24 protein-coding genes and 2 pseudogenes are annotated in these 24,016 nt (G+C 69.7%); 17 read left to right on the top strand and 9 right to left on the bottom strand.

Annotated features, from left to right (window positions below; translation table 11 throughout):
- Positions 1 to 1,977: 1,977 nt before the first annotated feature.
- Together HK417_RS25660 and HK417_RS17690 are read right to left on the bottom strand one after the other, a co-directional pair.
- On the bottom strand, positions 1,978 to 2,709 hold the full coding sequence (locus HK417_RS25660; protein ID WP_261327187.1) for an NAD-binding protein: 732 nt from the start codon (positions 2,707 to 2,709) through the stop codon (positions 1,978 to 1,980).
- Positions 2,710 to 2,717: 8 nt separating this feature from the next.
- Positions 2,718 to 2,848, bottom strand: a pseudogene (locus tag HK417_RS17690) (IS256 family transposase); the annotation flags it as partial.
- A 401-nt stretch (positions 2,849 to 3,249) separates the two neighbouring features.
- Between HK417_RS17690 and HK417_RS17685 the strand changes: the two are divergent.
- The 8 genes and pseudogenes from HK417_RS17685 to HK417_RS17650 form a co-directional block, all read left to right on the top strand.
- Positions 3,250 to 3,855, top strand: a complete 606-nt coding sequence (locus HK417_RS17685; protein ID WP_222268902.1) for a molybdopterin-dependent oxidoreductase — start codon at positions 3,250 to 3,252, stop codon at positions 3,853 to 3,855.
- A complete protein-coding gene (locus HK417_RS17680; RefSeq protein WP_261327170.1) occupies positions 3,825 to 4,583 on the top strand; it encodes an FAD-binding oxidoreductase in 759 nt (252 codons plus the stop codon). Before HK417_RS17685 ends, HK417_RS17680 begins: the two co-directional genes overlap by 31 nt.
- Positions 4,580 to 4,900, top strand: a complete 321-nt coding sequence (locus HK417_RS17675) for a DUF6510 family protein (RefSeq protein ID WP_222268896.1) — start codon at positions 4,580 to 4,582, stop codon at positions 4,898 to 4,900. The genes HK417_RS17680 and HK417_RS17675 overlap by 4 nt, the downstream gene beginning before the upstream one ends.
- A 276-nt stretch (positions 4,901 to 5,176) precedes the next feature.
- The gene (locus tag HK417_RS17670) at positions 5,177 to 6,220 is read left to right on the top strand and encodes a thioredoxin family protein (RefSeq protein WP_308123676.1); all 1,044 of its coding nucleotides are present in this window, start codon (positions 5,177 to 5,179) and stop codon (positions 6,218 to 6,220) included.
- A 47-nt stretch (positions 6,221 to 6,267) separates the two neighbouring features.
- Positions 6,268 to 7,500: an epoxide hydrolase family protein gene (locus tag HK417_RS17665; RefSeq protein ID WP_308123675.1), complete on the top strand. Its 1,233-nt coding sequence runs from the start codon at positions 6,268 to 6,270 to the stop codon at positions 7,498 to 7,500.
- A 100-nt stretch (positions 7,501 to 7,600) separates the two neighbouring features.
- A complete protein-coding gene (locus tag HK417_RS17660; RefSeq protein WP_222268893.1) occupies positions 7,601 to 8,842 on the top strand; it encodes an epoxide hydrolase family protein in 1,242 nt (413 codons plus the stop codon).
- A gap of 95 nt (positions 8,843 to 8,937) precedes the next feature.
- Positions 8,938 to 11,028: an ATP-dependent zinc metalloprotease FtsH gene (gene ftsH / locus HK417_RS17655; RefSeq protein WP_222268890.1), complete on the top strand. Its 2,091-nt coding sequence runs from the start codon at positions 8,938 to 8,940 to the stop codon at positions 11,026 to 11,028.
- A gap of 290 nt (positions 11,029 to 11,318) precedes the next feature.
- Positions 11,319 to 11,637, top strand: a pseudogene (locus HK417_RS17650) (IS3 family transposase); the annotation flags it as partial.
- A 252-nt stretch (positions 11,638 to 11,889) separates the two neighbouring features.
- Here the strand turns inward: HK417_RS17650 and HK417_RS17645 are convergent.
- The 3 genes from HK417_RS17645 to HK417_RS17635 all read right to left on the bottom strand — a co-directional run bounded on the left by HK417_RS17645 (position 11,890) and on the right by HK417_RS17635 (position 14,740).
- Positions 11,890 to 12,900 (bottom strand): Kelch repeat-containing protein, encoded by a 1,011-nt coding sequence (locus tag HK417_RS17645; RefSeq protein WP_261327169.1) that lies wholly within the window; start codon positions 12,898 to 12,900, stop codon positions 11,890 to 11,892.
- A gap of 433 nt (positions 12,901 to 13,333) precedes the next feature.
- Positions 13,334 to 14,005: a hypothetical protein gene (locus HK417_RS17640; RefSeq protein ID WP_222268883.1), complete on the bottom strand. Its 672-nt coding sequence runs from the start codon at positions 14,003 to 14,005 to the stop codon at positions 13,334 to 13,336.
- 477 nt (positions 14,006 to 14,482) lie between these two features.
- Entirely contained in the window at positions 14,483 to 14,740 is a 258-nt protein-coding gene (locus tag HK417_RS17635) for a hypothetical protein (RefSeq protein WP_222268880.1), read from the bottom strand.
- Positions 14,741 to 14,820: 80 nt separating this feature from the next.
- On the opposite strand from HK417_RS17635, the gene HK417_RS17630 reads away from it, so the two are divergent.
- Positions 14,821 to 15,255, top strand: a complete 435-nt coding sequence (locus HK417_RS17630) for a hypothetical protein (protein WP_222268877.1) — start codon at positions 14,821 to 14,823, stop codon at positions 15,253 to 15,255.
- Positions 15,256 to 15,346: 91 nt separating this feature from the next.
- Positions 15,347 to 15,646 carry an RtcB family protein gene (locus HK417_RS26195; protein WP_308123680.1) on the top strand — a complete coding sequence of 100 codons (300 nt, stop codon included), beginning with the start codon at positions 15,347 to 15,349 and terminating at the stop codon, positions 15,644 to 15,646.
- A 652-nt stretch (positions 15,647 to 16,298) separates the two neighbouring features.
- On the opposite strand, the gene HK417_RS17620 is transcribed toward HK417_RS26195, so the two are convergent.
- Entirely contained in the window at positions 16,299 to 17,630 is a 1,332-nt protein-coding gene (locus HK417_RS17620; protein WP_308123674.1) for an MFS transporter, read from the bottom strand.
- A 71-nt stretch (positions 17,631 to 17,701) separates the two neighbouring features.
- Here HK417_RS17620 and HK417_RS17615 point away from each other — a divergent pair, with 71 nt between their 5' ends.
- Positions 17,702 to 18,742, top strand: a complete 1,041-nt coding sequence (locus tag HK417_RS17615; RefSeq protein WP_222268868.1) for a GlxA family transcriptional regulator — start codon at positions 17,702 to 17,704, stop codon at positions 18,740 to 18,742.
- Between the two features lie 89 nt (positions 18,743 to 18,831).
- Here HK417_RS17615 and HK417_RS26980 read toward each other — a convergent pair whose 3' ends face one another.
- Positions 18,832 to 18,984 (bottom strand): recombinase family protein, encoded by a 153-nt coding sequence (locus tag HK417_RS26980; RefSeq protein ID WP_222268865.1) that lies wholly within the window; start codon positions 18,982 to 18,984, stop codon positions 18,832 to 18,834.
- Here HK417_RS26980 and HK417_RS17605 point away from each other — a divergent pair.
- Complete coding sequence (locus HK417_RS17605) at positions 18,916 to 19,125, top strand: hypothetical protein (protein WP_222269083.1); 210 nt, start codon at positions 18,916 to 18,918, stop codon at positions 19,123 to 19,125. The two genes, HK417_RS26980 and HK417_RS17605, sit on opposite strands and share 69 nt — an antisense overlap.
- Before the next feature lie 61 nt (positions 19,126 to 19,186).
- The gene (locus HK417_RS17600) at positions 19,187 to 19,576 is read left to right on the top strand and encodes a tautomerase family protein (RefSeq protein WP_222268862.1); all 390 of its coding nucleotides are present in this window, start codon (positions 19,187 to 19,189) and stop codon (positions 19,574 to 19,576) included.
- Positions 19,577 to 19,733: 157 nt separating this feature from the next.
- Here HK417_RS17600 and HK417_RS17595 read toward each other — a convergent pair whose 3' ends face one another.
- Positions 19,734 to 19,880, bottom strand: a complete 147-nt coding sequence (locus tag HK417_RS17595; protein ID WP_222268859.1) for a hypothetical protein — start codon at positions 19,878 to 19,880, stop codon at positions 19,734 to 19,736.
- Here HK417_RS17595 and HK417_RS26975 point away from each other — a divergent pair.
- Both HK417_RS26975 and HK417_RS17585 read left to right on the top strand, forming a co-directional pair.
- On the top strand, positions 19,879 to 20,160 hold the full coding sequence (locus HK417_RS26975; protein ID WP_222268856.1) for a zinc-binding dehydrogenase: 282 nt from the start codon (positions 19,879 to 19,881) through the stop codon (positions 20,158 to 20,160). The two genes, HK417_RS17595 and HK417_RS26975, sit on opposite strands and share 2 nt — an antisense overlap.
- A gap of 91 nt (positions 20,161 to 20,251) precedes the next feature.
- Entirely contained in the window at positions 20,252 to 20,719 is a 468-nt protein-coding gene (locus tag HK417_RS17585) for a PaaI family thioesterase (protein ID WP_222268853.1), read from the top strand.
- Positions 20,720 to 20,940: 221 nt separating this feature from the next.
- Here HK417_RS17585 and HK417_RS25655 read toward each other — a convergent pair whose 3' ends face one another.
- Positions 20,941 to 21,069, bottom strand: coding sequence for a hypothetical protein (locus HK417_RS25655; protein ID WP_308123673.1), 129 nt, complete (start codon positions 21,067 to 21,069; stop codon positions 20,941 to 20,943).
- A 424-nt stretch (positions 21,070 to 21,493) separates the two neighbouring features.
- On the opposite strand from HK417_RS25655, the gene HK417_RS25650 reads away from it, so the two are divergent.
- Positions 21,494 to 21,649 carry a hypothetical protein gene (locus tag HK417_RS25650; protein WP_261327167.1) on the top strand — a complete coding sequence of 52 codons (156 nt, stop codon included), beginning with the start codon at positions 21,494 to 21,496 and terminating at the stop codon, positions 21,647 to 21,649.
- A gap of 307 nt (positions 21,650 to 21,956) precedes the next feature.
- Positions 21,957 to 23,363 carry an IS1380 family transposase gene (locus tag HK417_RS17570; RefSeq protein WP_222268851.1) on the top strand — a complete coding sequence of 469 codons (1,407 nt, stop codon included), beginning with the start codon at positions 21,957 to 21,959 and terminating at the stop codon, positions 23,361 to 23,363.
- The last annotated feature ends 653 nt before the right edge of the window (positions 23,364 to 24,016 follow it).

Genomic DNA, 24,016 nt, shown 5'->3' with positions numbered 1-24,016 from the left:
TCGAGTCGGTACCGACCACCAACCACGTGCGGAAAAACCTTTCGAGTGATCGTGCCTCCGGAAGCATTGCGCTCGACCCAGTTGCATGCGCCGTCAGAGAACCCCAGCGTCCACCGCGAAGGCGTGTCGTTGCTTCGCCACGTCCCCAGCATGAGGTCGTTTGGTGACGTTCCTAGCTTCCAAAACCATATGACCCCGCCCCAAGTGGGGTAGGTGCCATGAACACCCTTACCGCTAGCACCATCCCATAGGTCTATGTGCCCCGTGAGGGAGGTGGCGGGATCGGGCTCTTCAAAGAAGACGATTCCTTTCCAGGGCGGCCGATTTGCCCATCCCGAAGCATCGACCGTGGCGTTGTTTTGAGCTCGTGCTAGGCGCGCCATGATGTCCGCACCACGCACACGAGGATTCGTATGTGGGCACTTGTTGTAGGGATCCGAGATGATCGGAAGTGTGTAGCTAGCCCGCAAGACCGCATCTGACAAGTCGAGCGCGCACGAGTTGATGGTCCCTCCTCCTACATCTCGATAAGGACACCCAGTAATTGTGCACCCGCTACTATTGAAGAGTGTCAGAATCCGCTCATAGCTCCAGTCCTGCGTCGAGGGCATGCTCACTCCTACATCAATCGACTGGCGCGATCCATCGAACGACTAGCGCGGCGTCGGCACTGTGTGATGTTTCACACTCACTTTGTCTCGGGGTCGGCCGATTACCGTGTCAGGAAGAAGATCGATTTCTGCAACCAGCTTTGGGTGCCATGGAGTTCAACAGGTGGGTAATCCGTATCGGGTCATGAGGCAACGAGTTGCACAGCCGAGGAACGTCCGGGGCCGTTGGACTTGACGGCTCGCATGATGCTCTTCATGCTCCGTCGGTCTAGAAGGTGACATGTGCGGAGGCGCCATAGTATGGGTCGTTTCATCTCCGGTCCGTCACTGTAGGGTGGCTTTGACCGCGAAGGCCAGTCAATCGGTTTGACCAGCGCTTGAGCCGGTCGAGGAGATAGCGTGGGTAGTCCTGAGGGCGTCATAGTTCCCCCGCTATGACGCACTCAGGACTATAGGAAGCATGCAGTGGACTTCCCCCACGTTCGAGCCAAACCGCACGATTATCGACGCGCGCCTATCCGCCGAGCCCGAGGGATGCCGCGCGGAAGTTGATGCGACTTCGGGGATAGCAGGCATTTCAGGAGCTGGCGGGGCCGCCTGAGCGGCAACGCGTCTATGCATGACTCCACTACCCGGCTGAGGCGCTATGTTGCGGAGGCTAAGCTGGTGAAGCCTGACACGTGAGGCGTCACCGCAGCGTCACGGTGACGTCAATCGAGTGCCGCGGTGCTGGCCACACTCGCCCATGCTGCCAGCGGGACTGCCCCCGGTTCGGTTGACTCCTTGCCTGTGAGGCTTCGGCCTCGCTGGAAGGATCAGCACCGTGCCTAAGCCTCGATCCACCGATGGAGCGGGCGCCTGCACTGATCTCGCGCGGGACGGGGGTGGAGGCATCGGGCGTGACGTGGCCGCCGGTCTGCCCGGCTTTTCCACTGTGGTTTCTCTCGGTGTCCCGCCCCGGGTCTGATGGAGGCTCTGGTGTGCCCCGGGGGCGGGAAAGTCGAGCGATTCGTGGGTCGGTGCCGGTGGACCAGCCGTGCTCAGCGGCCAGCCGGGTGTCGGCCAGCGTCGACACTCGGGTGTCGGCGGTCAGCGCACCCGTCCGCCGGGCGCGTTCGGCAGCCGCCCGGGCGTGCTGCGGTCTTCCACACCAGCCGGACCTGGCCGCCGTAGTCGCGGAACTTGACCCGGGCCTCGACCCGGCCGTTGCGATCTGCGAGCCGATTGCCTCATGTCGCTTTTCTCGAGTCCGTGATTCCTGGAGCTGTGCGTTGTGGGGATGACGGGGGCAAGGTGCGACGACGACGGGCTCGACGGGAGACGACGGCAGGCTGTTCCACCCCGCGCTGTCGAGGATCCCTACGGATCACCCAGGGATGCGGGTGGGCTGGAAGGCCAACAGGCGCCACCGTCCGTCCTCGGCCACCCAGACGGCGACGACCCGGCTGTTGAGCGTCTTCGCGGCCCCGTTCATGCGGATGGAGCCGGACATCGTGCCGCCGACGATCACCACACCGGGTCGGCTCACGACCGCTTCGGTGGTGTGCTCGAGGCTGTGGTAGACGAGCGTCCCGTTGCGGAGGATCTCCAGGTAGGAGGCCTTACTGTCGACCGACGCGTCGGAGTGGGCGTACCTCACCTCGTCGCTGAGCAGTTCGTCCAGCGCGTCGAGGTCGGCGTCGACCATCGCCGCGTACCGACGGTCCTCGAGGTCGTCGATCTGGCCGGTCGAAAGGGTGTCGGACGAGGTCATCGTTTCCTCCATCTGGTTGTCGTTCCGGAGCAGGCGCACGACTTCGGCCATGTCCCGGTCGGCCAGGCCGGCTCGCCGGGCGTCCTCGAGGACGCGACCGACCGTGGTCGCCACCGGGAGGTCCAGGTGGTGTTCGCGGGCGAGCTCCAGGCCCAGGCCGACGTCCTTCTGCAGCAGGGAGACCGGGAAGGCGACCTCGGCGCTCTCCGGCCTCAAGAACGTCTCCCGCTTGTAGGACACGTACGGCGCGGCCACGGCACTGGCCTGGAGGACGTCGTAGAACACGTCGGGGTCGAGGCCGTCGGCGCGCGCGACGACGAGCGCCTCCGCGACGGCCTGGTTCAGCGACGCCAGACCGCGTCGGCCTCAGCCGACATGAGCGTGTTGATGAAGGTCGTGAGCATCTGGCGCAGCAGGTCGGGACTGGCCTGGGCAGCTGCTCGTGCAGAAAGCGGGCAGGGTCGATACTGCTCGAAGCGGTCATCGCGTCGTACTCCTGAAGGACTGTGAGAGGTCATCCAGAAGATCACGCGGTGGCCGCCTTCACGTCCTTGGCCCGCCGGTCACCGGGCCGTGGCACACCACCTTGGTGGACGCCACTTGGCGCGCGCCTCTGCCTGTCGCCGCGCACGGTGTCCGGGCACCTGTACCGGATCTTCCCCAAGCTCGGCATATCGACAGGGGCCGCCCTCCGCGACGCGCTGACCTAACTTCCGGTGGCCGCGGACCCCGACGACTGACTCGGGAGGAAGAAAGACGAGTCAAATGGCGGATAGGCCCCCCCCGTCACGCCCCCTAGTCTGGGCTGCCTCGGAGAGGCTCGGGAGGGACCGCCCGCGGTCCGCGGACTCTCCACGGCCTGGTCCTGACCGAGAGGGACTCGTCATGACGGTCCTGTCGCGTGGTTTCCGTCGCGGACGTTCCGACCGGGCGGACGACCGCCTCCCGCCCGGGCAGTACGACGTCGGGGACGCCTTCCCGGTGCTCTCGGCCGGTCCGACGCCGCAGACTCGGCTAGAGCGCTGGGACTTCAGTGTTCACGACCAGACCGACGAGCTCCGGCGGTGGACATGGGATGAGTTCCGGGCACTTCCCCGCGAAGCCGTGTCCGTCGACATCCACTGCGTCACCACGTGGTCGAAGTTCGACACCCGTTGGGAGGGCGTGTCGCTCGACACCCTCCTCGGGGACGTGCCGGGCACGACCCGCTACATCCTGGCCGCGTCCGACGGCGGCTACACCACGAACCTGCCGCTCGACGAGGTGACCGCAGGCCGGGCGTGGTTGGTGGACACCTACGAGGGGCAGCCGCTCGCGCCCGAGCACGGCGGGCCGGCCCGCCTGCTGGTGCCGCACCTGTACTTCTGGAAGAGCGCCAAGTGGGTGCGGCGCCTGACGCTGCTGCCGTACGACGAGCCCGGATTCTGGGAGACCTTCGGCTACCACAACCACGGTGACCCATGGCGCGAAGAGCGGTACAGCGGCGACTGACCTGGCTGCGCGCCAGGCTGCTGGAGAACCGGTCGGAAAGCCGACGCGTGCACCGGCTGGTGCTCGACGTGCCCGACTGGCCCGGCCACCTTCCGGGTCAGCACCTCGTGGTCCGGCTCACCGCCGAGGACGGTTATACGGCCCAGCGGAGCTATTCCGTGGCGTCACCCCCCGACGTGTCGGAACTGCACCTGCTGGTCGAGCGCCTGGACGGAGGTGAGGTGTCGCCCTATCTCGTCGACGAGCTGGCCAAGGACGACGAGATCGAGCTGCGGGGGCCCATCGGCGGCTACTTCGTCTGGTCGGCGACCTCGGATCCCCTCGGCACGGAGGAGGGCCGGCGGCCGGTGCAACTGGTGGCGGGTGGGTCCGGCGTCGCGCCATTCGTCGCCATGCTGGATCACCACCGTCGGGCGGAGGGCTCCACCCGCGTGCGCCTGCTCTACTCCGCGCGCTCGGAGGACGATGTCCTTGCCCGGGATGTGCTCGGCTCGGAGACGACGGTGACGTTGACCCGGGAGACGCCTGCCGGCTGGTCCGGGGAGGTGGGCCGGATCGACGCCGACATGCTGCGCCGGTGCTGCTTCGGCCCGGATGAAGATCCGCGGATCTTCGTCTGCGGCGCGACGACGTTCGCCGAGTCCGTGAGCTCGACCCTGCTCGATCTCGGCCACGCACCGTCGTCCATCCGGATCGAACGCTACGGAACCTCTGGGGGGCCCCCATGACCGACCCGACCGGCACCGTGGACATCACCGCCTCGCGGCGGCTCGACGGCAACGCGGCCGCCGGCATGCTCGCCGAGCTCTTCGCGGTCGACGTCACCACCGCTCGGTCCCGTTGCGCATCCTGCGGCACGACGTCGATGCTGGGTGCGCACCACCTGTATGCGGACGCGCCGGCGCTCGTGCTGCGGTGCCCAAGCTGCACCGACGTCGTCCTCCGCTACGCGATCCGGGAGGGACGCATCCTCCTCGACCTGCGCGGCGCGCAGCTGCTGGCCGTCCTCCTGCCCGCTGCATCGAATGAGTCGAATGGCGCATGAACGAGTCGCGTCCTCGCCCCTAGTCTGGCGCCCTCCGCCGCTCCCCCACCGACCGCCCTCGGGCCGACGGGTCCACCTCTCCCTGGCTTCCCGTGGCTCCCTGGCTTCCCGCGGCGAGGAGGTGTCATTCAAGGAGGTCGACCGTGGTGCGCACGTCGTCACCGGGGCGCAGCCCGCCTGCTCGCGGCCAAGTGCCGGAGGCGTGACGCCCGGGGGGCGGCTGGGGCGGAGGGCCCGCCGGTGAGCGGCCCGCCCGGGACCTGAACGGAGGGACACGTGATAGAGACGCAGCAATCCCTGCTCGCCGCGATCCGCGAGGCGGTCCGCGGCCCCGGCTGGGCTCCGGGGCGGCGCCCCACCGGGGGCAGGATGCCATCCCTGGACGCGGCCACCGGGTGGCTCAACTCTCCGCCACTGACGACCGAGGGGCTGCGCGGCCGAGTGGTCGCCGTCGACTTCTGGACCTACACCTGCATCAACTGGCTGCGCACCGTGCCCTACGTCCGCGCCTGGGACGAGGCCTACCGGGACGCCGGACTGGTCGTGCTCGGTGTCCACACCCCCGAGTTCCCGTTCGAGCAGGACGTCGACAACGTCCGACGGGCGATCGAGGACAGGCAGATCACCTATCCCGTCGCCGTGGACAACGACTACGGGATCTGGACCGCGTTCACCAACATGTACTGGCCCGCCCTCTACGTCATCGACGTGCAGGGGAACATCTGCTTCCACCACTTCGGCGAGGGCGCCTACAAGGAGTCGGAGCAGGCCATCCGGCAACTGCTCACCGAGGCGGGCGCCGGCGGCCGCCTTCCGGAACCGGTCATCGTCGACGCTCGCGGCATCGAGGCCGCCGCCGACTGGTCAGACCTCGGATCGGCGGAGAACTACCTCGGCGCCGAGCGCACCGACAACTTCGCCTCCCCCGAGCGCGCGACGCCCGGCACCCCGCACCGCTACACCCTTCCGCCGAGACTGGAACCCAACCACTGGGCCCTGTCCGGGGAATGGACGGTCCAACCGGACGCCGTGCTGCTGCACCAACCAGGCGGGCGGGTCGCCGATCGCTTCTCCGCCCGGGACCTGCACCTCGTCATGGCACCGGCGGCGGGCGGGAGCCCAGTGCGGTTCAGTGTGCGCCTCGACGGGCAGCCGCCGGGCTCCGACGCCGGGGACGACGTCGACGACGACGGCACGGGCACAGTCACGGAACCGCGGCTCTACCAACTGGTCCGCCAGCGCGGCCCGGTCGCCGAGCGCACGTTCGAGATCACCTTCCACGACCCCGGCGTCCAGGCCTTCGCCATCACCTTCGGCTAGGCCGGCCCGCGTCGGATGCCGACCAACACGTACAGAGAGGGAGAGCCGTGACCGCAATCGCACAGGACACCGGTAAGGCCATCCGCGCCTTCCGGGCGGACGTGCCCGACGGGCAGCTCACCGACATGCGCCGGCGCATCGACGCGACGCGCTGGCCCACCAGGGAGCTGGTGACGGATCGCTCGCAGGGCGTGCAGCTGGCCACGATGCAGGCACTCTGCCGCTACTGGACGACCGAGTACGACTGGCGCCGGTGCGAGGCGAAGCTCAATGCGCTCCCCCAGTTCGTCACCGAGATCGACGGCGTGGACATCCACTTCATCCACGCACGCTCGCCACACGCGGACGCGCTGCCCTTGATCATGACGCACGGCTGGCCCGGGTCGGTCGTCGAACTACTCGAGACCGTCGGGCCCCTCACCGACCCGACCACGAACGGCGGACGGGCCGAGGACGCCTTCCACCTGGTGCTGCCGTCCCTGCCCGGCTACGGCTTCTCCGGCGAGCCGACCGAACTCGGATGGGACGTCGCCCGCGTCGGGCAGGCCTGGGCCGAGCTGATGCGCCGGCTCGGCTATTCCCGCTACGTCGCCCAAGGCGGCGACGTGGGCGCCGGCGTCACCGACGCCATGGGCCGCCAGGCACCCGAGGGACTGCTCGGGATCCACCTGAACCTGCTCGTCACCGCCCTGGGCGCCCAGCTGCCGGGCGACACCGAACAGGAACGCGCCGCTCTCGAGGCGATCGCCACGTTCCGGTCCAGCGGCTTCGCGTACTTCCTGGAACAGGCCACCCGGCCGCAGACCATCGGCTACGGCCTGCTGGACTCACCCGTCGCCCTGGCCGCCTGGATGCTCGACCACGACACCGACGCCTACTACAAGATGTCCCGCGCCTTCGTCGACGGGCAGCCGGCGGGAAACCTCACCCGCGATCACGTCCTCGACAACATCACCCTGTACTGGCTGACCGGCACCGGGGCCTCGGCGGCCCGGTCCTACTGGGAGAGCTACGGGCCTGACGCTCCCGCGGCCGCAGCCGCGGCCGGCCAGTCTCCTCCACCCGTCTCCGTCCCGGCCGCGTTCACGACCTTCCCCGGCGAGATCTGGCGGACACCGCGCAGCTGGGCCGAGCAGAGCTACCCCACCCTCGCGTACTTCAACGAGGTCGATCGGGGCGGCCACTTCGCCGCCTGGGAAGAACCAGAAGTATTCGCGACCGAGGTTCAGGCCGCCTTCCGTCCGCTCCGCGCGCCCCAGGTCCCTGAACCGCGGCGCTGAACATCCGTCCGGCGGCTGAACGGGGCCGGCGCCGTCCCTGAAGCCGCCGTCCGCTGCCATCCAGACCTTGCCAGAGATTGCGAGTAGAGGAGCAGAAGCCATGACCACAGTCGCACAGGAGACCGCCAAGGCCATCCGCCCGTTTCGCGTCGACGTACCGGACGAGGCCCTCGCCGAGATGCGCAGACGCATCGCCGCCACGGTATGGCCAGAGCGGGAAACGGTTCCTGACTCGTCGCAAGGCGTGCCGCTCGCCACCATGCAGGAACTCGCGCGGTACTGGGCGACCGACTACGACTGGCGCGCGTGCGAGGCGAAACTGAACGCCCTGCCCCAGTTCGTCACCGAGATCGACGGGCTGGACATTCACTTCATCCACGTGCGTTCGCAGCACGACAATGCACTGCCGCTCGTCATCAACCATGGATGGCCCGGCTCCGTCGTCGAGCAGCTCAAGATCATCGATCCGCTCGTCAATCCCACCGCACACGGAGCAAGCGAAGGCGACGCCTTCCACGTGGTGATCCCTTCGATGCCGGGCTACGGGTTCTCGGGCAAGCCGACCAGCACCGGTTGGGGTCCCGAGCGCATGGCCCGAGCCTGGGCAGAGCTGATGCAGCGTCTCGGCTATCCCCGATACGTCGCCCAGGGTGGTGACTGGGGTGCTTTCGTCGTCGATCAGATGGGATTGCAGGCGCCGGCTGGGCTGCTCGCCGTCCACACCAACATGCCGGCCACCGTGCCGGCCGACGTGGACAGGGCCCTGCTGGCGGGCGAACCCCCGCCCGCCGGGCTCTCCGAGGAGGAGCGACTCGCCTACGAACAACTGGTGCGGACGTTCCAGCAGGTGGAGTACGCCAAGTACATGGCGGCGCGCCCGCAGACCCTGTACGGCATCGCGGACTCCCCCGTCGGTCTGGCCGCCTGGCTCCTGGACCACAACGACGCCGACGGCCAGCCGGCCGCGGCGGTAGCCTCCGCCCTGGGCCGGACGACGAGCACCACGGGTGAGCTCACGCGCGACGAGATCCTCGACAACATCACGCTCTACTGGCTGACCAACACCGGAGTCTCCGCGTCCCGCCTGTACTGGGAATACAAGGGCGGCTTCTTCAACGCCAAGGGCGTCACCATCCCGGTGGCCGTCAGCGTCTTCCCGGGCGAGCAGTACGAAGCGCCGCGGAGCTGGACGGAGCGGGCCTATCCCCAGCTGATCCACTACAACCGGCTCGACAGAGGCGGGCACTTCGCGGCATGGGAACAGCCGCACCTCTTCGTCGACGAGATCCGTGCGGGCTTCCGGTCCCTGCGCACGCTCAAGATCCCCGAACCGCGTCGCTGATCACCGCGCGCCGGACGTCGAGAGGACATGCCCCGTGCCAGCGGCCTCTCCCACGTCGTGACCGCGCTGGCTGATCCCACCGGAAGGCGGTTCTGATGGCGAGGAACCGGCAGACCCCCACGGACACCGACCGGCCCGGACTCGGTTTACTCGGCCGGCTCCGCGGCCAACCGGGGCCGGACCGGCCACCGCCGTGGCGCATGGAGGGCGCCCCGGGCGGACGAGCCGACCAGCCCTCGCATCGGCCACGCGCCGACCGGTTCTGGTGGTGGGTGGCGGCGGCGCTGGTCGTCAACTGGGTCCTGATGTCGCTGCTGGTCCGACCGGAGCCGCGCACCGACGTCTCGTACACGTTCTTCGTCGAGCAGGCGGACGCGGACAACGTGCAAACGATCACCACGACCGGCAACGCGATCCAGGGGGTCCTCGACCGGCCCGTGTCCTACACCGCGGGCCAGGAGACGACGGACGTCACCACCTTCGCCACCGAGCGCCCCACGTTCGCCGACGACGACCTGTTCCGGACGTTGGAGGACAACGGCGTAGAGGTGAACGCGACGCCACCTGACGCTCCGCCTCCCTTGTGGCAGCAGATCCTTCTCGGATTCGGTCCCACCCTGTTGTTCGTCGGGCTGCTGCTGTGGTTCCTGCGGCGCAGCGCGTCCGGCCTCAGTGGAGGACTCGGCAGCTTCGGCCGATCCCGAGCGACTCGTTACGAGCCCGACATCGGGCCGCGGACGACGTTCACCGACGTCGCTGGGATCGACGAGGTCGAGCACGAGGTGCGAGAGATCGTCGACTTCCTCCGCGACCCGCCGCGCTACAGCAAGCTCGGCGCGCGCATTCCGCGGGGCGTGCTGCTCTCCGGTCCGCCGGGAACCGGTAAGACCCTGCTCGCCCGGGCCGTGGCCGGGGAGGCCAGGGTGCCGTTCTTCTCCATCTCGGCCTCAGAGTTCATCGAGGCGATCGTGGGGGTCGGCGCCAGCCGGGTACGCGACCTGTTCGACCAGGCCAAAAAGGTGGCGCCGTCGATCATCTTCATCGACGAGCTCGACGCGATCGGCCGCGCCCGTGGCGGTTCCTTCTCGGCGGGCGGAGTCGACGAGCGAGAACAGACCCTGAACCAGATCCTCACCGAGATGGACGGGTTCGAGGGCAACGAGGGCGTCGTCGTCCTCGCGGCCACCAACCGCCCGGAGATCCTCGACCCGGCCCTACTCCGGCCCGGACGCTTCGACCGCCGGGTGAGCATCAGCCCACCAGATCGGAGCGGGCGGCTGGAGATCCTGCAGGTGCACACCCGGAACGTGCCGCTCGCGCCCGACGTGGACCTCGTGGGGTTGGCCGCCGCGACGCCGGGCATGGTGGGAGCGGACCTCGCCAACCTCGTCAACGAGGCGGCGCTGGCGGCGGCCAAGTACCGCCACGACATGGTTACCGCCGCCGACTTCGGCGAGGCACTGGAGAAGACCCTGCTGGGCAGCGTGCGCGGCATCATGCTCTCGCCCGAGGAAAAGCTCAGCACCGCCTACCACGAGTCCGGCCACGCCCTGCTCGGCATGCTGACGCCCGGAGCGGACCCGGTCCGCCGAGTGACCATCATCCCGCGCGGGCAGGCGCTCGGCGTGACCGTGCAGACACCACAAGCCGACCGGTACGGCTACACGGAGGAGTACCTGCGGGGCCGCATCACCGGGGCGCTGGGCGGTCGCGCCGCCGAGAGCATCGTCTACGGCCAGGTCACAACGGGAGCCGAGAGCGACCTCGAGCAGGCCACCCAGCTGGCGAGGCAGATGGTCGGCCGCTGGGGCATGTCCCCTGTGGTCGGACCGGTCACCGTCCTGCCGCGACCCGGGCAGGAGCAGCCGTTCGGCCTCGACGGGGCCGCGCCAACCACCAAGGGACTCGTGGATGAGGAGGTCCGGCGCCTCGTCGAGGAGTGCTTCGGGCAGGCGGTCGAGACGCTGCGGGGCAACCGGGAGCGGCTCGACCGGCTGGCCCACACGCTGCTCGAGCAGGAGACCTTGAACGAGGACGAGGCGTACGCCGCCGCCGGCGTCGCTCGCGACACCGCACCGGCCGCCGTCGCCGCAGGGGAAGTCCCCGGCGCCCGCCGGGCGCCGGGGCTGCCGCCCGACGCGGAGGCCATGGCCGGCGACAGGCAGCCGCTCCCCTCCGACCGTTGACCGGCGACTGCCTAGAGCGGCCGCTCCGCCCGCCTGACACGCCGGACCTGAGACTGGTCGCCGGCGACGGGGTAGCAAAGCGGTCAGACGACTGACCGCTGCAGCCCATGAAGCCGCCACGCCGATCCGAGGCGGGATGACCGATGCGCGGTCCGTCCGCAGTCGGGAGGATCCGGGGATGGACGCTCCCGGCCTCGCCGACTCCCCCACCGCCGGGTCCCACGCCGAGGGATGGCCGGCACTCCCGCTCGCCGAGTGGCAGGAGACCCGCGACACCCTGCACCTGCGCGCACATGCGGACCGCCCTGGTCACCGACGCGCTGCAGATGGCGATCGACGCCGGTCACGTCACCGCTGACTCGATCTTTCATTCCGACAGGGGCCCAGGCAATATACGTCGGCGGAGTTCGGCGTATTCACCGAGAAGAATCGCATTCGTCGAAGCCTCGGGCGGGCTGGGACAACGCGGCCGCGGAATCATTCTTCGCCACTTTGAAGAACGAGATGTATCACCGGCAGACCTTCGCCACTCGGGGGCGGGCACGCTTAGCCGTCGCCGAGTGCATCGAGGTCTTCTACGACCGTCGACGGCTGCACTCCACGCTCGGCTGCTGAACCCCGTTCGAAGCGCTCACCGACTACCGCACCGCGGCAACCGCCGCGGCGTGATCAAACCCGAGGACCTGTCCAAGATTCTTGACACAGTCCATACGAGGCAAACCGGGACATTATGAGCGAGACTGCCCCGCTCGGAGCTGCCGAGCCATGCGTCTGACCCCGTAGCCGACCACGGCCGCATTGACGACAGTCAATGACGGTCAGACGGGTGCCCGTTAAGGCTGTCGCGTCTCGGCACTTGCGTCAGTTGTACAACTCACAAGTTCCGTTTCCGGCTCCATCAATGACCAGAACGCTGCCGTCGGTCAGCGGGACGGACACATGCCCCAGGCGAGGCAGGTTCAAATCATCTGCACTGCTCCAGGAATCCACGGCGACGTCATAAAGCTGGCAGTCGGATTGGACTCCGGCGGGTCCCTCACCGCCGACCACGAGTACGGACCCGTCCGAGAGCACGGTGGTGGTGTGCGCGTCCCGCAGCTCGGTCAGTGGAGCCCCGGTGCGCCACACGCCGGTGACGATCGACCACCGCTCCACGACGTCGGTGTACGCAGACTGACCGCCTTCGTCGCTCCCGGAGACCATGAGAGCCCCGCCGTCGGGGAGGGCGACCAGGCACTGGGCGCCTCTGTCGAGACTGCGATGGGGCACCCGGAGATCACCAACCGGTGACCACTTCTCGGCCGCGACGTCGTACACCTCGCACTCCCGGGTCAGGAACTCCACGGGCGCACCCCCGGTGCCGATCCCGGACGAGGCGCCCGAGGCCAGAAGGATGCGGCCGTCGGCCAGCCGACAGTTCAATGTCCCGGACCGCGCGATGGTCGGCGACGGCAGACCAGCGACCTGACCGTGGGTGAGATCGATCGAACGAAACTCCATCTGATCAAGGGCCGTCTCCGGAGTGCACAGGACGAGCAGGTGGTCGCCGGCTAGCCAGGCGCCTTCCACGCGGGACATGAACGGAGGCATGACTGTCTCGGTCCATTCCCCCGAGGCCATGCTCCAGGATTCCAGCACCGTGTCGTGGCCGGGCAAGTCGCCGCCGATGATCGCGGCGCCGTCGGCCAACCCCACGAGCAGCGCGTGATCGTGCGGTGCGTTCAGCGACCCCGTGGACGTCCACTGCCCCGACTGCGGATTGTAGATCTCCGACGTGATGAGCGGCGTGCCTTGGCCGTCCCGTCCTCCCGCCACCAGGACGCGTCCGTCAGCGAGGGGGGCCGCCGACCTTAATTGCCTACTGACGCTCATGCCGCCAGTGGATGAAAAGCCCGCCATAAAAGCCTCCGATGAACACGACCGAGCCTGCAGAACGCCATGACCGCGACGGCGCCGCGTCGAGCGCTCAAGGCGTCGCACGAAAGCCCCGGTCACCCGGCGATGGCCTAAGGCGCCGACGTCGCGGATGCGGCACCAGCAAGCGGCAGGCCCGTCGGCGGCAAGGGTCGTCGCCACAAGCCCCCGTGTAACGAACATGCCGACCCTGCCGACCGCTGGCCCAAACACCTGCTGATGTCCAATCTCAGCTTCACCATTTTCAACCGACGCCGTCTCCACTTCGTCACCGGTGCGTCACGGCGTGCGCCCGGGCTGGACAGGGCGATGCGAGGGGCGCTTGCGCCATGGCGTAAGCCGCTGGCGATCCAATGGGCGCCTACCCGCTCGCCGTCCAATGGCTAACCGGTCACCTCGTCTGCGCGACGCTGGGCCGACGTCCATCTCCACGTCCTTTCGGGAGTACTCGATGGGCTACTCGCGCATCTGGGATGTCGTCGCTGCCGCGGTGCGGATCCCCCCGGGTCAGGGGCACCTCTCGTCGAACCGCACCGAACCAGGACAAGATCAACGCAACCGGCGTGAATACCCCAGGTGCGACGCCTAGGTGGTCGGAGACGAGCTGGTCGACGCACCGGGCCTCGTAGACGTCGACGGCGGTCACCCCGTCGGGGTCGGCGGAGTACAGGTCCATCGCGCCCACGGCCTGGAACCGCCCAGCCAGGGACAGCGCGAGCACGCTGCGCAGAGGCGTCTTCGTGACCAGCAGGTCGTGGAAGGCGGGCCACCGGCGGGCCGGGATCTCCTCGGTGCCGAAAACGGGGAGCCCGGACTCGGCGGCAAGCAGGCACGGCCCACTGCCGGCGGTGAACTGCAGCCGCTCCGCGGTGGCGGCGACCGTGCTGCTGGCCGCCAGCGATGTCCATCGGCCGGCCTCGCCGTGCAGGCTCAGCCCGACCCCGTCGACCGGGAGCACAGCCGCGGCGGCGTGAGCCAGCCGCTCGGGCAGCAGGTCGGGATCAGAGCCGGCGGCACTGGCGTCAGTGTCCAGCGCCTCGACGAAGCGGATGGCGACGTCCACAGCGAGCCTGCTCTCTCCCAGTCGCGGCGTCCCGGGCGGGCAACCCCGAGCGGTGCGCGCTGATCGGTATCCCTCAGCGGGACCGCCATGTCGCGTCCACCCAGCGCCCCAGCGAAGACGAGTCGCCGGCAGCTCGCCGCAACCGCCCCAGGTCCCGCTCGGTCGGTGCGCAGCCGCCCGTGCAGTCGAACTCGACCAGCACCGGATCGAGCCACCCGACGGCCGCGGTCAGTCAGACCGCAGCGTGGGCAGGCTTCGGGTGATTCGTTCGCTCGCCACGTCTCCCCCGGCCGGCAGGTGAACACCGGCGTGGCGGCGCCGCCGACCCTGGGCTCGAGCCAGGCGGACCCAGCTGAACGGAGCCGCCTTACCCGCACACGAGGCATGGGAACCCAGCCTCTGGGCCGAGACGGCAGGGAACGGCCAGTTTCCGTCGCCACGCCCCGGCCACCGCGGCAGCGCACGCACGAACCGGCGTCAGCTCGCGCACCCCGCTGCCGCGCATTTCCTTGCCAGAACCAGCGGGGAGTTGTGGAACCCGCACGCCTCCTCCAGGTGTGACCGGGACGCGGTCGGGCCGACCTGCCGCGGGTAGCGGGAGGACCGGCCAGCGGCGCCGTACCCGGCGAGCACCGCCGACAACATCCGCAGGCAGACCAGCTGCCCGCACTTCATGCCCGGCCACAGCGTGATCGGCAGTCGGGAGACTGATCGCCCGGCCGCCACGCCCAGCACGTGAGCGGTCCGATCCGGCGACGACGCGCCGGGTGCCCGCGACGTCGGGCCGGTGATGCATCGGCGGCGTCACCACCGTCGTGCTGAACCCTGACGTCGTCCCCCTGCTGGTGGACGACCTGCAGGTCGGCGTGATCGAGCCCGGCGAGCTCGGCGACGCGGACGGCCTGGCGCAGCTGGCCTTCCCGATCACCGCGATCGAGGACGACGAGGACATCCAGCACAGCGGCGGCCTCAGCTTCACCACGCTCGACGGCGCGACGCTGGAGATCACCGAGTTCGAGATCGAACCCGGTGAGGGCGAGCTCGAGGCCGAGGCCGCGCTCGACGGCGCGGCGCTGGAGGACGACGTCGACGTCTTCGACCTCGGCGACGTGCAGGCGATCGACGGCGAGCCTTCATGCGACGGCGTCGCGGCCGGCCTCACCCTCGCCGACGAGGCGGCCGCCGCGCTGGGCGCCCCGGACTTCGAGGGCGTCTTCATCGGCAACGCCTGCGTGCAGCCGGAGGCCTGAGCCCGATCCGGTGCCCGGCCGGGGCGGCCGGAGCGGTGTCCCGCTCCGGCCGCCCGCCTAGCCTGTTCGGCGCCATGACCGCAACCACGTCATCGAGGTGTGCCTGGACCTCGACGGTCAGGTGTGGCTGATGCTGCACTCCGGCTCCCGCAACATCGGCAAGGAGCTGCCCGAGCGGCACATCGGCGTCGCCAAGACCTTGGCGCACAACGCCGCGCTGCCGGACAAGGACCTGGCCGTCTCCCTGTCGGGAACCTCAGGCCCTCAAGTCCTGCGTGTGCGACCTGGTGGAGCCGGTCGGCCGGAGCCAGGGCACGGTCTCCTCGCCCCTGGCCAAGCTCGTCGCCGCGGGCGTCTCCGTACGCGAGAAGCGAGGCCGCAACGAGAGTGAGCGACTGCGTGCAAGGACATCGCAGTGACTGCGGGGAGCACATCAGCTCGACACGGCCTCGCCGGCGGAACTGGAGCACCCACTCCCAGCGCCAGGCTGTCGACCAGCGTCGCAGCCCATGTCCAAGGGTGGGCGAGACAGCCGACGACTGGACCGTCCGACACCGACACTGCAGTCGACGCCGCCGCGCCGTTTGATGGGGGTAAAGCGGGAGTTCCTGAGGCATCCTGCAGACCTACAGCCCGATAACCTGGGTTTTGCTCCCCGATTGGACTCGAACCAATAACCCTGCGAGAACGCGCCGAGGACGTTGGAGGGCATTGGTACATGACGGACTTGCAATTCAGCTGCGCGTTTGGCGTTAACGAGCGTTGACTCAAAAGTGGAGATTACGGTTGATTAATCGTCGTAAGTTCGTCGCGCCGACGGGCGCACGGTGCTCGTCTGCGCGACAGTCGAGGCGCGGGCTCGACGTTCACCACTGGCGTCGTCGCATGCCCTAACTGTTCAAACGTGGCTCCGCGCGCCACGGCCGGCTTCCCAGGAGCTGTTGGGTCAACTCGGTTGAGGGCCCATTCAGGAGGCCAGCTTCGGGGCGCCGCAGGGGCCGCAATGGCGGAGGAGGGCACGCAATGCGGCGACAGGTCGGCGGTCAGCCGTGGGCCTGGGCGGCGGCGGCCTCGGTCGGATCCGTCGGCAGCGCGGTCACGGTGGGCCGTGGCAGGTTCCGGCGGATCGCGATCGACGCCGCCGCCGCGACCATGCACAGCCCGCCGGCGAGGAACCAGGCCAGGTCGTAGGAGCCGGTGACGTCGCGGATCACCCCGCTGCCGAACGCGGCCACCGCGGAGCCGACCTGGTGCGAGGCGAACACCCAGCCGAAGACGACCGGCGCCCGTGCTCCGAAGTGCTCCCGGCACAGGACCAGCGTCGGCGGCACGGTGGCCACCCAGTCCAGTCCGTAGAAGACGATGAACGCGATCATGCTGACGTGCAGGTCCGGCCCGAACAGGGGCGGCAGCAGGAAGAGCGAGAAGCCGCGCAGCCCGTAGTAGGCCAGCAGCAGCACCCGCGGGTCGATGCGGTCGGTGAGCCAGCCGGAGAGGATCGTGCCGGCGATGTCGAAGATGCCGACGAGGGCGAGCAGCCCTGCGGCCGTGGTGACCGGCATGCCGTGGTCGTGCGCGGCGGGGATGAAGTGCGGCTGGACCAGCCCGTTGGTCGACATCCCGCAGATGAAGAAGCCGACCGCCAGGAGCCAGAACGGCCGGGTGCGCGCGGCGTCGAGGAGCCCGCGGACCGCGGTGCGCGCAGCACCGGTGCGCACCGGGTCGACGTCGTCGGCAGCCGTTCCCCCGTACGGGGTCACCCCGAGGTCGCGCGGCCGGTCGCGCAGCAGCCAGGCCACGAGCGGCAGGACGGCGAGCGCGGCGGCGGTGGTGCCCAGGGATGCCGCCCGCCAGCCCCACGCGGAGTCGATGAAGGCCACCAGGGGCAGGAAGATCAGCTGCCCGGCGGCGCTACCGGCGGTGAGGATGCCCGAGACGAGGCCGCGCCGGGCCACGAACCAGCGGCCGGTGACCGTGGCCACCAGCGACAGCGCCATCGAGCCGGAGCCGAGACCGACCAGGACGCCCCACAGCAGGACCAGCTGCCAGCTCGTGGTCATGAAGACGGTCAGGCCGCTGCCGAGCGCGACGACGAGCAGCGCGCACATCACGACGCGGCGGATCCCGAACCGCTCCATCAGCGCGGCGGCGAACGGCGCGGTCAGCCCGTACAGCGCCATGTTCACCGCGACCGCGGCGGAGATCGTGGAGACCGACCAGCCGAACTCCTCGCGCAGCGGGGCGATGAGCACACCGGGCACGGCACGGAACGCGGCGGCGCCGACCAGCGCCAGGAAGGTCACGGCGGCCACCCACCAGGCGGGGTGGATGCGGTGGCTGCGCTGCGGCACGAGCGGCGGGGAGGGCGCGGTCACGCGGAACAGCATGGCCCACCCGGAAAGCGGCGGCCAGTGGCCCGCAGGCCAACATGTGCGACGATCCGGCCATGACTTCTCCCGCGACGCCGGTGCGGCACGAGGTCGTCGTCCTCGCGCTGCCGGACGTCCAAGCCTTCGAGCTCGGACTGGCCTCCAGGTTCCTCGGCGGCGCGGTAGACGCCGACGGACGGCGGCTGTACCGCGTGCGGGTGGCGACGCTGGACGGCGCCCCGGTGCGGACCTCGGGTGGCTTCTCGGTGCTGCCCGAGCACGACGCCTCGATCGTGTCGACGGCGCAGACGCTGGTGGTCCCCGCGGTGTACGGGGGACCGGCCATGACCGAGGGCACCCTCCCGGCGGAGGTCGGCACGCTCCTCCGGCAGGCCGCCGGCTCGGCCCGGCTGGTGTCGCTGTGCACCGGCGCCTTCGTGCTGGCCGCCGCGGGGCTCCTCGACGCGCGGCCGGCGACCACCCACTGGCTCCACACCGACCGCTTCCGCCGCCTCTACCCCGCCGTCCGGCTCGACCCGGACGTGCTGTTCGTCGACGACGGCGACGTCCTCACCTCCGCGGGCAACGCCGCGGGGATCGACCTCCTGCTGCACCTGGTCCGCCGCGACCACGGCACCGAGGTGGCCAACCGGGTCGCCCGCCGCAGCGTCGTCGCCCCGTGGCGGGAGGGCGGGCAGTCGCAGTTCGTGGAGCGCCCGGTGCCCGCGGACGGCGACAGCGGCACGGCCGCCACCCGGGCCTGGGCCGTCGAGCGGCTCGGCGAGCCGCTCTCCCTCGCCGAGCTGGCCGGCCACGCCCGGATGAGCGTCCGGACGTTCACCCGCCGCTTCCGCGAGGAGACCGGGACCTCGCCGCAGCAGTGGCTCGCGGCCCAGCGACTCGCCCTGGCGCGGCAGCTACTGGAGTCCACCGACCACCCGGTGGACCGGGTGGCCGCCGACGCCGGTTTCGGGACGGCGGCCTCGCTCCGGGGGCAGCTCCGGGCGTCGATCGGGGTGTCGCCCCTGACCTACCGCCGCACGTACCGCGGTCCGGCGGCGAGACCGCGCGTCCCGCTTGCCGATCACTCCACCCCAGGGAGCCAGCGCCTCAGATGACCTCCACACACGACCGAGGCCGGCCACCGCGTTGTCGTTCGCGGAGCCGGCCTCGGAGCCAGAGCGAGTCGCTCAAGCCCCTGCCGGGTTCACGCAGGCTGACGGTTCAGTACGGCCCGGACGGTGGCCGGGTACCAGCGCGCGCCTTCCCTGGCGGTAGGCACTCCCTCCTCATGGAGCCGGTCGGCGATGCCGGTAAGCGTCGCGCCGCCCTGGCGCAGTTCGCTGATGCGCTGGGCCACGTCCTCGGGGAGCGACCCGGGACCACCGAGTTTGATGCCCTTCGCCTTGCGGCGGCCGAAGGCGAGGTCGTCGACAAAGACGGCAAGACCGTGGCCACAGCCTCCGGCTCCCTGCTGGTCTTCCCGCTCGAAACGACCTGAAACTCCGAATTCTCCGCATGAGTGGTGGCGTGCTGGATTACTTCCAACGAAAGGCCGAACCATGCCTGTATTCAATGCGCACATCCCCGCTGACCGATTCTCACGTCTACAGAAGCAGGCACTAGGTTCGGCACTGCCCCGAGCTCTCCACGAGGCTCTGGGAATTCCCCGCGAGGACCAGTTCGTCATCATCTCCGATCAATCGCCTGGTTCACTGTTCCTCGACCCTTCGTATATGGGTATGAACCGCAGCGAGAATGCCGTGATCATCACCGTTCTCTTCACCGCGGAACGACCACTGGCCGACAAGCGCGCCGTGGCCCGGGCCATCTGCGACAACACCGTCGACGCATTGGGCATCAGCGCCGATGACGTGTTCATCGCACTGGTGCCGGTCCTAAAGGAGAACTTCTCCTTCGGTCGCGGTGAGCTTCAACTGGCCCAGCGCTGAGAGGGCGGCATCCGAACCTTCCTCACCGTCATTTCCGAGTAAGGAGAAGACATGAACAACACGATGCACGCCATCAGCCAGGATGAACTCGGCGGACCGAGGTGCTCAAGTCCGTCACCGTCGAGGTTCCCGAACCCGGCATGGGCGAAGTCCTCGTCTAGGTGCACGCCGCGAGTGTGAATCCCGTCGATGGGATGAACAGGCAGACCAGACCCCCGTGCACGGCGCCGATCGGGTTGAAGTGGGACGGCTCGGGGTGGCAGGTGAAGGTGACGCTGCCGTGGTCGACCTGGACGAGTTCCATGCGCATGTGGCTGGCGATCGGAGCGCCGGGGAGTTCCCCTGGTGCTCGACAGCGTCGGCGGGGACAACCTCGAGAAGTCCCTGCGCGTGCTGCGCCCCGGTGGCAAGGCCATCGGGATCGCCGGTCCACCGGACCCGGCCTTCGCCCGCAAGGCCTCGTCGCCGACGGCCTCCTGCGCCCCGTCGTCGGCGAGATGTTCCCCTTCGACCGGACCCCGCAAGCCGTGCAGGCGCAGACGTCGGGCGGCCGCCGCGGAAAGGTCGTCGTCACCGGCACGTGACCTCCCCTCCCCCACTGGTCCCGTGCCCTCGCCGGCCGCCGGCCGGTCCACCAGCCCCACTTCTGTCGATCTCGCGAGGAGAGCATCCGAAATGACAGCAACACCATCCCTGCCCGGCGCGTCGCTCGACACCGCCAGCCGCTTCGTGGCCTTGTCCGGCTTCGTCGTCGAGGAAGTGACCGGCACCGTCGTGCGAGGTCACGTGGATCTCGGTCCGGACCACCACACGCCCTGGGGCGTGGTGCACGGCGGCGTCTACACCACGATCGTCGAGAGCGCCGCCAGCATCGGGGCCAGCTCCGCGGTGGCGGGCCACGGGCAGTTCGCCGTCGGGGTGCACAACGCCACCGACTTCCTCCGCTCGGCCACCGAATGCCGCGCGGCGGTGCTGGCCCAACCCCTGCATCAGGGGCGCACGCAGCAGCTGTGGCAGGTCGTGATCACCGACGACGGAACCGGCAAGGCACTGGCTCGTGGTCAGGTGCGGCTGCAGAACGTGCCTCTTCCGGCAGCAACTGGGACGCAGCCGTCTCGGCAGGACGACGGGAAGAAGGCCTGACCTGGCCAGTCAGGAGGACCGTAGTCCGCGGGCAGGATCCAGCCGAGGGGCTCGCCAAGCTGCCGGACATGACCGGCCTGGACTACCTCAGGGCGATCGCCGCCGCGGCCTGACCCGCTGCTGCGGCTCGCGATCGGGGGCATGAGCGGCAGCATCCGGCGCCAGGCCAGGAAGCTCGGCGTGAGCTACGAGTTCCTGCTCAAACGCCGACGGCGGCCAGCTCACCGAGGTTGCGGCCCTAGGTCGTAGCCGGTGAGGAGCTCGAAGTCCTGGGTGCGGGAGTCGATGACCGTGTCGGCACCGAGTGACCGGACGAAGTCCGCGTTGGCCGCGCTGACGGTGGTCGCCACGCTCGCGCCCAGGTGCTTGGCGAGCTGGATCGCAATCGATCCCGCACCTGCCCAGCCTGCACGTGGCCGCGTTCCACCAGCACCTGCCAGGCGGTCAGCGCCACCAGTGGCAGCGACACCGCCTCCACGGCGGAGAGCAGTGACGGTTTCAGCGCGAGATCGGCCTCGGCGACGGCGATGCGTTCCGCGAACGTACCGATCCGGCCATCGCCAGGCTGGTGGTCCGCGAGGTGTCGCTGGGCAACCACCGGTTCAGTGACATCCTTCGTGGAACCGGCGCACCGCGGGAGCGGCTCAGCGCACGCCTGAGCGCGCTCGTGGAGGCGGCGTTCTCGAGCGGCGGCAGTACAGCCAGGCACCGCCGCGCGCCGGCTACCACCTCACCCCGGCCGGCCGCGATCTCCTGCCCGTCCTCCAGGCCCTCATGCAGTGGGGCGACCGGTGGGTCGCCGACACTCCGCCCGTCGAGCTGTACCACCACGACCACCGCATCACGGCGTCCTGGGTGTGCGACACCTGCGGCGAGCCGGTCAACGAGACCCGCGTCGAGTCCGTCGTAGCGGGAGCCCACCCGACCTGACGGTCGTTCCGTCGGGTTGGTCGGGGCCCATGGCAGCGTCACCCAAGAGCCGCCATGGGGTGCTCGTCCTCCGCGGGTGGACCGACGTCGGTCAAGAGCCGTGTCCACCCCAGCAGACTGTCCGGAGCCCAACCGACCCGGCCGCGCGACCCAAGCTGCGGGACCCGCTCACCACGGTTACTACTAACCCGGGGCTTTCACCGCGCGTGAGCTGGCCGCTCGTCGGAGAGCACGAAAGGTGCCTCTGACCTGCAAGGATGTTGCTTGTCGAGGGCAATATCCGCGCGGGCCAGGAGGCACCTTTCTGGTGAAGAAGAGTAGCGGGCAATACCCGCGTCTGGCGGTCGACGGGGCCGGCCGCAAAGTGGTCTCCGGAGCGGGTGGGGTGCTGCTCACGCGCACCGCCATGACAGTCGGGGTGGATGCCGCGTTGAGCACCGCGCTGGCTCCGTGGCGCAAGCCGTTGGCTCGCCACGATCCGGGCAAGATCGTGCTGGATCTGGCGATCAGCCTCGCGGTCGGCGGGGACTGCCTGGCGGACGTCGCGCAGCTGCGGGCCCATCCGCAGGTGTTCGGTCCGGTGGCCTCCGATCCGACGGTGTCCCGGTGCATCGACGCCCTCGCCGCGGACTCGACGGTGGCGCTGGCCGCAATCCATGCCGCCCGGGCCGCGGCGCGAGGCCGGGCCTGGGTGCTGGCCGGCGACCAGGCCCCCGATCACGGCCGGAACGCGGTCACGCCGCTGGTCATCGACGTGGACGCCACGCTGGTGACCGCACACTCGGAGAAGGAGTCCGCGGCGCCGACGTTCAAGCGCGGGTTCGGCTTCTATCCGCTGTGGGCCTTCGTCGACCACTGCGCCGAGGGCACCGGCGAACCCCTCTCGGTGCTGCTGCGCGCGGGCAACGCCGGCTCGAACACCGTCGCTGACCACCGCACGGTCATCGGCGAGGCGCTGGCCCAGCTCCCCGGCTACGACGGGACCCGGCGGCCGGGCAAGAACGTGCTCGTTCGGGTCGACGGCGCCGGCGGCACGCACGGGCTGATCGAGTGGCTGACCCGCCGGCGACTGGCCTACTCGGTCGGTTTCACCCTGCCCGGTGACCTGACCTCGATTCAACAGACCCTGGCAGCGGTGCCGGACCAGGCGTGGACGCCCGCCTACGACGCCGACGGGCAGGTCCGCCCCAGCGCCTGGGTCGCCGAGCTGACCGGCATGTTTGACCTCACCGGCTGGCCGGCCGGGATGCGGCTGATCGTGCGCAAGGAACGCCCGCACCCCGGCGCCCAGCTGCGGATCACCGACCTCGACGGGCACCGCATCACCGCCTTCGTCACCAACAGCACCCGCGGGCAGCTGGCCGACCTGGAGCTGCGGCACCGCCGCCGCGCCCGCGCCGAGGACCGCATCCGCGCCGCCAAGGACACCGGCCTGGCCAACCTGCCGCTGCACGACTTCGCGCAGAACCAGATCTGGTGCGCCATCGTCGCCCTGGCCGGCGACCTGCTCGCCTGGATGCAGACCCTGGCGCTGACCGAGCACCCGGCCCGCCGCTGGGAGCCCAAACGGCTCCGGCTGCGGCTGCTCTCGATCGCCGGACGCCTCGCCGCCACCGGCCGCCGACGCCTGCTGCACCTGGCCGCCTCAGCGCCGTTCACCGCCCTCGCCCTCGACGGCCTTCGCCGGCTCGACGCCCGGGCCGCGCCCGGTTGACCGGCCACCCCCCGTCCCGACAACCCTCACCGACCCGGGCCAGTGGAACCCGGCGACCACCCCGAGGACAGGGGGCGATCTGTCACACCCCGAACCCAGAATCACCGCCACGGCGGTCAAGCACCCGCTCGATGACCGACCTCAGCACGAACACGAAAGATCGGGGCTAATCAACACATTTTCAAGGGTCTGCTCGGACGAGCGTCCAACTTCACCCGAATCGGGCCTTTCGGAAGCGTTTTTCCCTCAACGGGGAGCGTCAAATCAGAGCGGCAAGCATGCGACCACAGCCGCCCTTGGTGCAGTCTGGCTGACTCAATCAGAGCGGGTGTCGGGACCGAAGGGATCACCCCGCCGCGTCTCTTGTCTGGGACCAACGGAGAGATCGCCGACTTCGACCACGGCCTCCCCTCCTCCACGCCTGGCGAGTGGAGGTCGCCTCGAACCGGGCCCCCACCCTGCCAGGCCGTCATGATCGCGTTCACGGCGGTTCGCCGCCGTTCCGTATACCTGTTGACGTGCCGGTTCGAACGACGACGGACCCCGGTGCACGAGCGCGAACGCCGCAGCGACGCCGGCGCGCAGGTCGGCGCCGAGCCCGGCGGCGGGCTGACGATCACCGACTCCCGGCCGGCGGGCGGGGCGTGGCTGCT

It is taken from the genome of Modestobacter marinus (assembly GCF_019799945.1).
In the GTDB taxonomy this organism is placed as follows: domain Bacteria; phylum Actinomycetota; class Actinomycetes; order Mycobacteriales; family Geodermatophilaceae; genus Modestobacter; species Modestobacter marinus_B.
Note: the sequence above shows the minus strand (reverse complement) of the source record. Positions and strands in the feature narration are given on the sequence as shown.